General features: G+C 34.5%; 13 protein-coding genes and 1 pseudogene. 3 read left to right on the top strand and 11 right to left on the bottom strand.

The window, feature by feature from the left end; translation table 11 throughout:
* The 3 genes from FJR06_RS03340 to FJR06_RS03330 all read right to left on the bottom strand — a co-directional run bounded on the left by FJR06_RS03340 (position 1) and on the right by FJR06_RS03330 (position 3,552).
* On the bottom strand, positions 1-999 hold the full coding sequence (locus FJR06_RS03340; RefSeq protein ID WP_168650758.1) for a protein kinase: 999 nt from the start codon (positions 997-999) through the stop codon (positions 1-3).
* A 6-nt stretch (positions 1,000-1,005) separates the two neighbouring features.
* Complete coding sequence (locus FJR06_RS03335) at positions 1,006-2,787, bottom strand: protein phosphatase 2C domain-containing protein (protein ID WP_168650756.1); 1,782 nt, start codon at positions 2,785-2,787, stop codon at positions 1,006-1,008.
* A gap of 93 nt (positions 2,788-2,880) precedes the next feature.
* A complete protein-coding gene (locus FJR06_RS03330) occupies positions 2,881-3,552 on the bottom strand; it encodes a vWA domain-containing protein (protein ID WP_053540129.1) in 672 nt (223 codons plus the stop codon).
* 203 nt (positions 3,553-3,755) lie between these two features.
* Here FJR06_RS03330 and FJR06_RS03325 point away from each other — a divergent pair, with 203 nt between their 5' ends.
* The gene (locus FJR06_RS03325) at positions 3,756-5,108 is read left to right on the top strand and encodes an AAA family ATPase (protein ID WP_168650754.1); all 1,353 of its coding nucleotides are present in this window, start codon (positions 3,756-3,758) and stop codon (positions 5,106-5,108) included.
* A gap of 346 nt (positions 5,109-5,454) precedes the next feature.
* On the opposite strand, the gene nifD is transcribed toward FJR06_RS03325, so the two are convergent.
* Both nifD and nifH read right to left on the bottom strand, forming a co-directional pair.
* Complete coding sequence (nifD, locus tag FJR06_RS03320) at positions 5,455-6,849, bottom strand: nitrogenase molybdenum-iron protein alpha chain (RefSeq protein WP_051155216.1); 1,395 nt, start codon at positions 6,847-6,849, stop codon at positions 5,455-5,457.
* 168 nt (positions 6,850-7,017) lie between these two features.
* Positions 7,018-7,461 (bottom strand): annotated as a pseudogene (gene nifH / locus FJR06_RS03315) (nitrogenase reductase); the annotation flags it as partial.
* A 110-nt stretch (positions 7,462-7,571) separates the two neighbouring features.
* Here nifH and FJR06_RS03310 point away from each other — a divergent pair.
* Together FJR06_RS03310 and FJR06_RS03305 are read left to right on the top strand one after the other, a co-directional pair.
* Positions 7,572-8,999, top strand: coding sequence for a site-specific integrase (locus FJR06_RS03310; RefSeq protein ID WP_015081304.1), 1,428 nt, complete (start codon positions 7,572-7,574; stop codon positions 8,997-8,999).
* Positions 9,000-9,067: 68 nt separating this feature from the next.
* Positions 9,068-9,673, top strand: coding sequence for a hypothetical protein (locus FJR06_RS03305; protein WP_015081303.1), 606 nt, complete (start codon positions 9,068-9,070; stop codon positions 9,671-9,673).
* Between the two features lie 29 nt (positions 9,674-9,702).
* Here FJR06_RS03305 and FJR06_RS03300 read toward each other — a convergent pair whose 3' ends face one another.
* From FJR06_RS03300 to FJR06_RS03275, 6 genes are all read right to left on the bottom strand, one after another.
* Positions 9,703-9,936: a hypothetical protein gene (locus FJR06_RS03300; RefSeq protein ID WP_015081302.1), complete on the bottom strand. Its 234-nt coding sequence runs from the start codon at positions 9,934-9,936 to the stop codon at positions 9,703-9,705.
* The gene (locus FJR06_RS03295; protein ID WP_015081301.1) at positions 9,936-10,223 is read right to left on the bottom strand and encodes a type II toxin-antitoxin system HigB family toxin; all 288 of its coding nucleotides are present in this window, start codon (positions 10,221-10,223) and stop codon (positions 9,936-9,938) included. The genes FJR06_RS03300 and FJR06_RS03295 overlap by 1 nt, the downstream gene beginning before the upstream one ends.
* 26 nt (positions 10,224-10,249) lie before the next feature.
* Positions 10,250-10,498, bottom strand: a complete 249-nt coding sequence (locus FJR06_RS03290) for a type II toxin-antitoxin system ParD family antitoxin (protein WP_015081300.1) — start codon at positions 10,496-10,498, stop codon at positions 10,250-10,252.
* 185 nt (positions 10,499-10,683) lie between these two features.
* Positions 10,684-10,962, bottom strand: coding sequence for a type II toxin-antitoxin system RelE/ParE family toxin (locus FJR06_RS03285; protein ID WP_015081299.1), 279 nt, complete (start codon positions 10,960-10,962; stop codon positions 10,684-10,686).
* Complete coding sequence (locus FJR06_RS24205) at positions 10,943-11,278, bottom strand: hypothetical protein (RefSeq protein WP_235081886.1); 336 nt, start codon at positions 11,276-11,278, stop codon at positions 10,943-10,945. The genes FJR06_RS03285 and FJR06_RS24205 overlap by 20 nt, the downstream gene beginning before the upstream one ends.
* On the bottom strand, positions 11,268-11,936 hold the full coding sequence (locus tag FJR06_RS03275) for a hypothetical protein (protein ID WP_015081297.1): 669 nt from the start codon (positions 11,934-11,936) through the stop codon (positions 11,268-11,270). The genes FJR06_RS24205 and FJR06_RS03275 overlap by 11 nt, the downstream gene beginning before the upstream one ends.
* Between the last annotated feature and the right edge of the window lie 85 nt (positions 11,937-12,021).

The following is a 12,021-nucleotide window of genomic DNA, read 5'->3' as shown; positions in this document are numbered from 1 at the left end:
TTAAAAATTTATAATTAACTGATTTTTGGCATCTTTATTTTTATCATTTTTAGGTAAAGTACCATGATTATAAAGATATTTAATCTGTTGCTGTACTTCAGTTATTTGAGGTCTTTTTTCAGGACTTAAAATTAACATTTTTCCTATCAGATTACGCACTTCTGTATCTAGTGGCGTTTGAATCATAGTTCCACGCAATTTAGTCTTAACTTGTGGTAATTCAAGTTTTTTTCCATCTAAAACTGCTTCATGGGCATAAGTATAGCTTCCTGATAAAATAGGACGACTACCAGTCCAATATTCACATAAAATTAACCCCAAGGAAAAAATATCAGATTTCTTGTTTGGTGCTGGTGTTTCTCCATTTGTAGAAATATGTTTAGCAAATTCAGGTGAATAATATACTGGATCACCTACTAAAAATTCCACTGCTATTGATTCTCCTTCAATAATACTGCTATCAAAATCAATAATTTTGGCAATTTGTTTTCCTTCCCATTCTTGAATTAGGATATTATCTGGTTTCAAATCAAGATGAACAATACCATTGTGATGTAAAATTTTAAGCGCTCCTACCGCTGTTAGCATAACAAATAAACGCTTTTCTGGTTCTAATGTATGTATGACTTTTGATAAAGAGCTAGTATCTACTTTTTGACAAACTTTAAAAAAATGTTCACCATTTTCATTACCATATTTAAAAAAGTCTACCGTGACAACAACTGAACCACCATAACCACAAGCAGATAGTGCTTCTTGAATTAGTAATTGTTTCATAGCAAATTTATCGCATTGATCACGACGCTTTTGTTTACTTTTTTCGCCTCCTGGTGCTTTTTCTCCTGGATATACGGGACTCAGAAATTTTTTCACAAAATACTCATTACCATCATTGATATTTACAGCAAAACCCCATTGACATTGCCCACCATTAGCGCTGTCAAATTCACGGGTTACTAAATATTTATCAGCAATTAGATCACCTGTTTTATAAGACATTGATTACTATCTCCTATTATTTAATCTATTCAAAATATTTTGATGTTTTTCCTTTGCTTTTCGTTCCATTCGATACTCTGAATACAAATCTAATTCCAAGAGTATTTCTAGACTATTTAATGCAGCATTAAACTCTCCTTCTATTTCTTGTAAACTTGCCATAAAGTAATAAATTAAAGGTTTTTTCCCATAAGGTAAAATTGAATTACTATCAATTATCCGTTGACAAAACTGAATTGCTGCATTAGCGGGGTTATATTTATTGACTTTTGATTTCACAAGAGAATTAACAAAAAACTCTAAGTGCTGATCAAAATCTTTGGAATTTACACATTTTTCCGAACCTTCACATTTGAAAAAATCCTCATAAAATTTAACCGCTTTTTCCCAATCGTTTAATCTATAATAAATTTTACCTAAAGTTTTATATGCTTCTACAAATATTTCCATTGACTTCTCTGGTGGACGGTTAATAACTTCTTTAATTTGAAAAGCAGCATCAGTTAAAAATTGATTTTTTTGTTGATCATTATACTCTTTTTCTGCTAATTGATAGTAAATTAATCCTAATAGATATTTAAGATCAATTTCATCTGGTTCTATTTGTAAAGCTTGCTTACATAATTTTCGTGCTTCTGAAAACTGATAATTTTGATAACAATATTTAGCACGATCATAAAGCCTTTTAACTTCTTCATCTGCTTTTTGTTTAGACAATTCGTTAAATTGTTGGAACAGGTTATTTGTACTCGGATTTGCAATAGCTATAGCAACTGGTATAGAAGATTTATCTTCTGAAGCAGATACATGAGAAATAGGTGGAATATCTTGAATAAATTGTAGATAATATTCATAATCAATTCTATAATTTTCCCATAGCTTTTTTAAGCTATCATAGTTATTTGTATCAGCAATAAAGTTACTTTGGATATATTTTAATCGCTCTTGATAAGATTTTTTAAGATGTTTTATTACATTAAAACCAGCCGCATAAATAATTAAAGAAACATCATCTTGTTTAATTTCGGTATATTTTTGATCAATTAATTCTCTCCAATTAGTATCTTCTATTTTATCACCTTCTGAATTTAAAAGTGTTTCTAGTAACAATTTTTCAAACTCCCAAGGAGCAGAAAAATACTGAAAACAACCATCAGTACAAGCTAGAAAACAGCCAGCTTCTTCAAATCTATAATTCTGAAAATGGATTTGCCATTTGGGATTAATATCAGCAGTTAAATATTGGGACATAGGCGGATCTTGTCTGAGCATTTCAAAGGCATCTTTGGAAGTTACTAAATCATCCTTAGTTAATTGCTGTAATCCTTTAGTGGGACTAAGAAAATAAATTCGTGAATCTCCCATCCAAGCTAAATTAGCTTCAAAAATTTTATCCTGAGTTTGTTGTTTAGGAATACTAGCTAAGGCAATTGTTGTGCAAAGTTTATGCTCTATTAAAGAACCTTTAAGCCGAGATGAAGTGGTTCGCATATTATTATCATCTGCGGCTTTTTTTAGTGCTTGACAAATTTTTTTTTGTAATTCTATAGCATTTTCTGAAGTTATCTTACCATTCCATTGTTTGAAAAATTCTTTACTAATTTTCGATGCTATTTCTGAAGCAATCCGTCCTCCAGTTTGACCACCATAACCAGCAGAACGACCTCCTAAACCATCAAATACTCCCATCAAATAAATTTGTGTTCGTTCAAAATATTCGATTAGGTTATCATCTTCACCTTTATTTTCAGCTACTTCTAAATTTACTACGAACTGAAATTTTGTCATAACCATTACTAAAGTCCTTGTTGAAGTTTTTATTTTAATTAAGAAACTTAACTTAACCACTCATATTTTCATGATTAAGTTAACTGTCATTGCTTATATACTGTTAGCGATCGCATCTAAAATCTGATCTTTTTCTAATTCTTCTAATCCATTACCCGCTGCGGAAACATAATGAATTGTATTTTCCCAGCTACTCATAACCGTCCAAGGTGAAGCATCAGGAGCAAATAAAAGCAATCGTTTGGCTGATACTGGAATTTCGTGCCAATAATCTGTCAATTCATCAAAGGTTTTTGGGATATTATTAGGGTAGTTGCTAGGTTTTCCACCTTTTTCTAAACTATGAGCGCTGGCATCTGTGTAAACAACTACCACATATCTTTGCTTGCTAAAATTCCCTTTTTGCCAGTCGGATTTAAGTGCTAACCCCAATCCTTCTAAGCCGTTTTCGGGTTCATCCCCACCACCTTCAGCTTCAATTCGAGAGATAAAATTAGCAAAATCTGGGGACTGCGATCGCAAATCAAAAAATTCTGAACATTGCATCGCAATTTCTGGTGAATCTGCCCAATAATCCCGAAATACAATCACCTTAGCTCTAAGTTGGTCAATTTTCTTAGTTTTTTCTTTCATTTTGGCTTCTAGCTTCTCATAAAACTTCAGAGCGGTTGATTTCACCTCTTCAATCAAATGACCCATTGAACCTGTGCCATCAATACACATTACTAAGTCCACCGCATAGGTTACACCCTGATTGTCAGCCATAAATTTATATCCGTACTTATGTTTTAGCTAGTTCTTATACTAAATGTTCTCTTTTGAACTTACTACACCAAAAAAACCTGTTTTTCTCGCATTTATATAACGAAATATAAACTCAGTAACCCAAAAAACACTGAAAAAGTATGATTCTCATGGTTGAAATTAAGTTATAATTGTTGCTGTAATACTTACCCAGCCTAGAATATATGAATGTTACAGAGTTATTACAATTTGTGGATCAAGTAGTCCAGAAACAAACAGGAGAACATCTAGACGATTTAGAAAAAGCCATTCTCAAAGGACTTTGGCAAGGTCAAACTTACAATCAAATAGCAGACGAATCGGGATACAATAGTCAAAACTATATTGGAGATGTTAGTCGTAAGTTATTTAAAACTTTATCAGAACAGTTAGGTGAAGATATTAATAAATATAATTTTTGTTGGACTTTAGAAAGAGTTATAAATTCTCCTCAATTTGTTGGTTTAGTAAATACTAAAATTAACTGGTGTTCTAATTATCCTAAACCGGATAAAAATCAATCTCATGAAGAAAAATCAAACAACGAACTATTCTATCATGATTTAACAATTGCACCAAAAATCACCCATTTTTACGGACGAGAAAGAGAACTACAAACCCTATCCCATTTCTTAATCAATCAGAATGCCCGTCTTATCTCTGTTTTAGGATTACCTGGAATTGGCAAAACTACCTTAATTAAAAGATTTGTTGACCTAAACTTACAAAATTTCAATATCATCATCTGGAAAAATATTAAACTATCCGATTCTTTAGATTCCATTATCGCTGAAATTTTCAAAGCGATTAATTCCGAATTTATTCAAACTGAAAATAAACTAACTCAACTTTTCAATCTTTTCCGTCAGCAAAAATGTTTAATTATTCTTGATAATATCCAAGAATTATTTACCCCAGGACAATTTGCTGGACAGTACAAACCTGAACATAAAGACTATAAAACATTTTTGACAATGATAACAGAAATTGAACATCAAAGTAGTTTGATTTTAATTAGTCAAGAACAATGTCAAGAGATGATTTGCATAGATGAAGAGTTGTATCCGGTTAAATGCTTAGAATTACAAGGTTTAGATAATACAGATATTTTGAAAAATCAAAAACTAAAAGATGAGGAAAGCTGGTCAAAACTCATTAATTTATATGAAGGTAATCCAGTCTATTTACAAGATATTGCTAATTTGATTAGGAATATTTTTCAAGGTAAGACTTCAGAATTTATCAGTGAGAATAATTTACTCTTAACAGAAAATATGAAATCTCAATTAAATGAATTATTTAACCGAGTATCATCCATAGAGAAACAGATTATTTTAAAAATGAGTAAAGCTAATGAAGCAATATCAAGAGAAGATTTAAAACAAGCTTTATCTTTATCTTCTACAGATTTGATTAATGGTTTACAGTCTTTAAATAGACGCTATTTATTTACATTAATAGAAAGAGAGAAAACTTTGTTTAATTTATCTCCTGTATTTAGGGAATATGTTAAACAATTGGATATTGTCAACCACTAAAGGTCTAAATAGATATTAATTGGCTTATTATACATAATGGTAAAAAACTACATCTTTCGTAGGGGTTGAGCATTGCTAAACCCTTGCAATATCCGTTGATTTACCATAATTACAAAAAACTATGGTTTTCAAGTTAAACTCAGTTTAGTCTAAAAAAATTCCCAATAAAAAAGTTTTCCATTTAACATTCTTGATTTAAGCCAAATTTAAGCCAAATTTCAAAACCAGACTGAATCAGAATTATACTATATTCAGTATCTAACAAACAATGTTACTCACAAACTATATAAATTTCACTTAGTCTAAAAATTAAACTCTCTTAATTCCCCAACCAAAAAACCTAAATTTACCGCACCTTTCCACCAACATAATCAAGTTCGGAGTAATCCCAAGAGTGCATTTGACGGAAAGGAAGACCCATCTTTTGGAAGACATACTTCTCTTTCACACCAGAAGCAACTAAGTCTGGCTTCAATGCTTTGATGAACTCTTCAAATTCGTAAGCGGTAACGTCGTCATAAACGATAGTTCCGTTTTCGATGTAGTGAGTAGTACGTTTATAGTCGTCACTGTGAGCGAACTCATAACCAGTACCAATCATCTTCATTCCCAAATCTTGGAAAGCGGGAACAACGTGACGGGGACGTAAACCACCAACCATCATTGCAACTGTCTTACCTTCCAAACGGGGGCGATATTGACTAACGATCGCATCCATAGTAGGTTGGTACTTAGCAATTACTTTTTCAGCATTTGCTTGGATCTTCGCATCAAACTTAGAAGCGATTTCGCGTAAAGATTCAGCAATTTTGGTAGGACCAAAGAAGTTATATTCTAACCAGGGTATACCATAAGCTTCTTCCATGTGACGGCTGATGTAGTTCATCGAGCGGTAACAGTGGATGAGGTTCATCTTCACGTTGGGGGTCATCAACATTTCGTTGATTGTACCGTCACCAGACCATTGAGCAACAACGCGCAAACCGATTTCTTCTAACAAAATCCGGCTGGCCCAAGCATCACCACCGATGTTGTAGTCACCAATAATGGCTACGTCATAAGGAGTGCCTTCAAACTTCAATGTACCGTCTTTCTTACCTTGATCTGCTTTGGGGAATACCCAGTCACGAATCATGTCGTTAGCGATGTGGTGTCCTAAAGACTGAGACACACCACGGAAACCTTCGCAACGGACGGGAATAACTGGCTTACCGATGGTTTTGGATGTCTTTCTAGCTACTGCTTCGATGTCATCCCCAATCAAACCGATAGGACATTCAGATTGAATAGAAACCCCACGATTCAAGGGGAATAATACATCTAATTCTTCAATTAATTTAGTCAGTTTCTTGTCACCACCAAACACGATGTCGCGTTCTTGGAAGTCGGAGGTGAAGTGCATAGTACCAAAGGTATCAATACCTGTTGTACCTAAGTAGTAGTTACGACGACCAGACCAAGACCAGTAACCGCAACCTACGGGACCGTGACTGATGTGGATCATGTCCTTGATAGGACCCCAAACCACACCTTTAGAACCTGCGTAAGCACAACCACGAGCGGTCATTACACCAGGTAAGGATTTGATGTTAGATTTAACACCACAATCAGCCTTACCTTCTTCAAATACGTTTAAATGCTTCTCACGCTTCTTAGCAGCTTTTTCGGGGTAAGCTTTGAGAACTTCTTTAACTAGTTCTTTTCTTTGTTCAACAATCTTCTTGTCGTCGGTCGAAGTCATTGTTAATCTCTCTTGCTCCTAAAGGAACGGAAATAGGGATGAGGTGTTTGGGGACATGAAGTCCCCTGTAGCGATAGGGAAATGTTGGTCAAAGGTGAGAGCTTTTGATGTGCTGCTCTCTGCCTTTTTCCTGGTACTAGAAAATTCTTTCTTCGTAGCGAATTATGCCTATTTAGCCAGCATTTTTGCAGCGTTTTCTTCGCTTTCGAGAATACCGAACTCAATCAACAATTCTTCCAACTCTTCCATTTCGATAGGTGTAGGAATGGTGAGGTTTTTGTTGTTGATGATCTTCTTAGCTAGTGCGCGGTATTCGTTAGCTTGTTTGCTATCAGGCGCATACTCGTTCACTGTCATCCGACGTAATTCAGCGTGTTGAACTATGTTGTCGCGGGGAACGTAGTGAATCATTTGGGTGTTCAACCGTTTTGCCAAGGTTTCGATTAATTCGATTTCTCGGTCTGTGTTACGGCTGTTACAGATCAAACCACCTAAACGAACTCCACCGGAGTGAGCATATTTAAGTACACCACGAGCGATGTTGTTTGCAGCATACATCGCCATCATTTCACCTGATGTAACGATGTAGATTTCTTGTGCTTTACCTTCACGGGAAAGAGTAATAAGATAATTTTAAAAGCCGGAAAATGTTCATTCTCAACTATGTTTGCCGCAATCATTGTCTGGAGTGAACAGTTTTTTTATTAGGGTAAATCTAGGGTATGGACAGAACACAGGAAGCATTTGCCGATTTTCACCAAACAGCTATTACCGACGGGGGATATTTAGGCAGAATGCAAGCAGTAGAAAATCAAGAAAATCACTTAACGGCAAAACTGACCACAGAATTAAAGGCAATTAATGCTAGACTAAGAGCCGCTAGGGTGAGTGTTTCTGTCAGAAAATCCGGCAATTCATTACAGTTGAGAACTACCTTACCTATTAAACCAGGTGATATTGATAAAAACGGTAGCAGCACAAAGCAATATGATATTTCTTTGGGTATTCCTTTTAGTTTTGATGGGTTAAATACGGCAGAAGAAGAAGCTAATGAGTTGGGAAAATTAATTGCCAGAAAACAATTTATTTGGACTGATAAATATTTAGGCAAAACTAGATTTAAAGCTAAGTTACTCACCATGTTTGAGTTGGTTTCTGAGTTTGAAAACAACTATTTCCAAACTAGGAAACGCACTCTCAAAAGTAATAATACTTTTAATAGTTATTTTTATATTGCTAACAAACATTTGCCAAAGGATAAACTAGCTATAGATGCCAATTTTATTGATGCTGTGAAATTTTGCCCATCTTCGGATAGTGTGAAAAATGAGTTAATTAAGGTAATTCGGGTTTTATGTAAATGCTCTGGTTTAGAAGTTCCAGAATTAAGTAATTTAAAAATTAAGGCTATTTCTCAACGTAAACGTGATATACCCACTGATGCAGACATAGAACAGGAATATCTCAAGTTTGAAAATTATGCTATTAATCGTTCTAGTAAGTTAACAACTAGGGAAGATAGAAATAATTGGAAATTGTGGAGATGGGTTTATGGGATGTTAGCAACCTATGGATTAAGACCCATTGAAATTTTTGTTAATCCTGATTTAAATTGGTGGTTATCATCAGATAATGTCATGAATACATGGCGCGTAAATGAAGAATGTAAAACGGGAGAAAGGGAAGCTTTACCATTATATCCCCGTTGGGTAGAAACTTTTAATTTAACCACGGATACCGAAGCGATCGCACTATTAAAAGCAAAAATCCAAAATAAAATTACCAGTAGAGAAATCAACGCTGTACGACATGGTACAGATAGATGGTTTAGATTTGTGGGGATTCCCTTTCAACCTTACGATTTACGCCATGCTTGGGCAATTCGAGCGCATTTGATGGGGATTCCTATTAAAGCTGCTGCTGATAATTTGGGTCATTCTGTGAATATGCACACATCCATTTATCAAAAGTGGTTTAGTTTAGAAAATCGCAAGGTTGCAATTGAGGAAGCGATTAAGAAAAAATCAAAGGTGGAAGATTTACAGGATATGGTGATTAGATTGGAACAGGAAAATGAAAGGTTGAGAATTGACAATGAAAGATTGAGGTTGCAGATGGGACACAGTTTGATGAAAATTGAGTTAGGATAAGAGTTAGCCTCACGCAAAGACGCAGAGGCGCAAAGAGTAATTTTATAAAACTAGGAATGTTACAAGATATGTCTTATAGTCAATTTACATCTATTGGTAAGGTTAAAGAAGCTTTTGGTTTAAAAACTCAGGAAGGTGGGCGTTTTATTCCTATTCTTGAAAAAATTGAACCATCTGTGACGCTAAAAGCATATCTTGAAGAAAGTTTACCGCTGGCTGGTTCTGCTAGTGAAAAAGCCCGTTCGGAAGGGATTATTTACCCAGTTTTGTTAGAAGTCAGAAGAATTTTAAATCGGCAAATTAGCTTATTTTCGGGTGAAGATTTTACAGTTGATGAGTCAGTGGGACTTAATGGAATTTGCGATTTTCTATTAAGTAGTTCTCCTGAAGTGTTAGAAATTGAAGCCCCTGTAATTGTCATTGTTGAAGCAAAAAAGGCTGATTTAAGAACTGGGTTTGGACAATGTATTGCAGAGATGGTGGCCGCGCAAAGATTTAATGCTGCTAAAAATAATCCCCTTCGTGTTATTTATGGTGTAATTAGTAGTGGTACACAATGGCGTTTCCTGAAGTTGGAAAATGATCTTGTTACTATTGATTTAATGGATTATTCTCTACCTCCTGTGGAAGAAATTTTGGGTATGTTAGTTTGGATGATGCAAAATGGGGGTTAATTCAGTAATTAAAAATTACTTCCCAATAGTTAATCTATATCCTCTAGTTCAGGAATATGTTCATTTTCATAGTTTTCAATTAAAACTCCGATGACTTCCATGAGTGAAGCAAGGGGATGGTTTTCATCTTCACCAACTTGATCTATCAGAGAATCTAGTATATCAACTAAGTGTTCATATTCCTGTTCTGTGTGAGGAACAAAGACATTTTCGGCAATGGATGACCAAGCATTAATGGTTTTTTCAAAGTTTAAAGTTTGCATTATTCTTTCCACTTTCCTTCATCATATTCTGAATGTGTTAGCACAGCACGGATATAGATTTTTTGGCGGTTATAATGAATTGCTGCAATTAGTCTAACTTTGTTACCACCAATATTAAAAACTGTCAATTTACCAACTTGATCGGCTGATGGAAATATTTGACGGAGTTCTACAAATGAGATAAATTCATTTTCCTTTATTAATTGATACCACTGAGATAGAGCATTTTTTGTATCTGGATAAAGTTTAGCAAATTCATTTAGTCGTTTACGAATAATAATGTGCATTTGAAAAACTGTGATTTTGTAGTAATTTAGTCATATTTTAACTTTTGTGGTAGTTGTTGAAAAACTAATTCACCTTCTATTACTTCACCTTGACGAATTTGTTCTGTTCCTTCAGCAATTTTTCGTCTTAATTCACTGAGTTGTTTTTCTTTTTCATCATGTTGTTCTAAAAGTTGAAAAGCTATAGATAATAACTCATCAATGCTTTTATATTTACCTTGTTGTAGTTTTTCAAGAATGTATTTTTCTTGATCTGGCTTGACTGCAATTTGCATCTTTATCTCCTTATCTTTGAATTGATAACAATTCTCAAAGTTATATCCTTAATCCTAATTAAAGCATTAAATCACTTACTTGGACACACTAAATATGATTCCTAGGTCGCGCTAGTTCCCTCCGGGACGCTACCGCGAACGCTATCGCATCCCCACAATGCACATCTTTATTAATTTAAAAACTTTTATTTATAAACATCTCCTCTTGCACCAATTGTGAAAATTTCAACTTCACCAGATTGGGTATTAACTGTAAAGACAATTCTGATTTTACCAATACGTAATCTATAAAATCCTTCCCAATCTCCTTTCATTTTTTTAATATCAAATTCTGTAAAGGGAATAATGGCTTGTTCTTCGACAAAAAGTAGAAGTTGAGATATTTTTTCCTGAATTTTCTCAGTATCTTCAAGATTGGCTTTTTCTAAAAACTTAATAGCATTCTTACGAAATTTTATGGCCATGTTTTACCCACTCTGTCATATCAACTAATTCTTCATCTGGATAATCTGATGGTGAACCAAATATTTCATCTAGTTCTTCTTGTTCTTCGTCACTTACATAGGGTATGAGGACTTGACAAAGTAACATTCTTTCTTCTCGCAAAACTTCGCGGATGCTTTCTTTGATTATTGCTTTAAGTTCTTGGATTTCCATGAGTATTATCCTTGAGAATAAAAGTATTATACCGTTTTTAGTAGAAGCGATCGCACTAAACCACACACCGGAAATGCGATCGCTCCGATAACCCACAACACCGGAAGAGCTTTTAACGTTCAAATATCTTACTGTTATCGCGTTTATTCTGCTCAGTTGTCTTTAGAATTTGAGGGGAAAAACGGAAAGCTTCATCGTGCTTTTGTCGTTCACGAGCCAACCGCTGTCTCGACTTCAAAGTTTCTCTTAACAAGTACCTAACCCAGCTATCCAAATCTGCGCCAAATTTATACTCATCAAGCAAAGCTTCTTCTAAAAAACCAAGAAATATTTGAAGCAGATCAGAAGTAGTCAGTTCTAGATAGCGGTTTAAGAGATTTGACTCTTCAGGCCAGTGAGGTAAGGTTTTATCTCCTAAGCCCATATCTTTCGCTAATTCAATTAGGTCATAGTAATCTGTGTACCAGATATTCTCATAGTCCATATCAGGAAATATCCTGGCGTTATTACCAAGGTATACCATCGCTTTCATGAGACTATCAATAACTCGCTGTTCTTCTGCCGGAGAGTAATGTTCTTTTATAGCTGCCCTCAAAATCTGCCCCAACTCATAACCTCTCTGGAAAGTTATCTGTTTATCCTTATTTAATTCATCTGTTGAAAGTTTCTCATCCTGAAAATATTCACTTTCAGGCAAGTTATCATGCTTTATTCGTCCCGCATCCAATTCAGGATTATGAGTACCAGAAATGAATGTTTGTAGCAACTTTAGAAGTGACATAACAAAAGATCCTCATGTTTACTAAAAACTTTAATTTGACAAATAGGATAGACCAAAAATCACCTATATAATCAAATTTCTCGAA

The organism is Dolichospermum sp. UHCC 0352 (genome assembly GCF_009711925.1).
GTDB classification, from domain to species: Bacteria; Cyanobacteriota; Cyanobacteriia; order Cyanobacteriales; family Nostocaceae; genus Dolichospermum; species Dolichospermum lemmermannii.
This window is presented reverse-complemented; position numbering and strand designations above follow the sequence as displayed.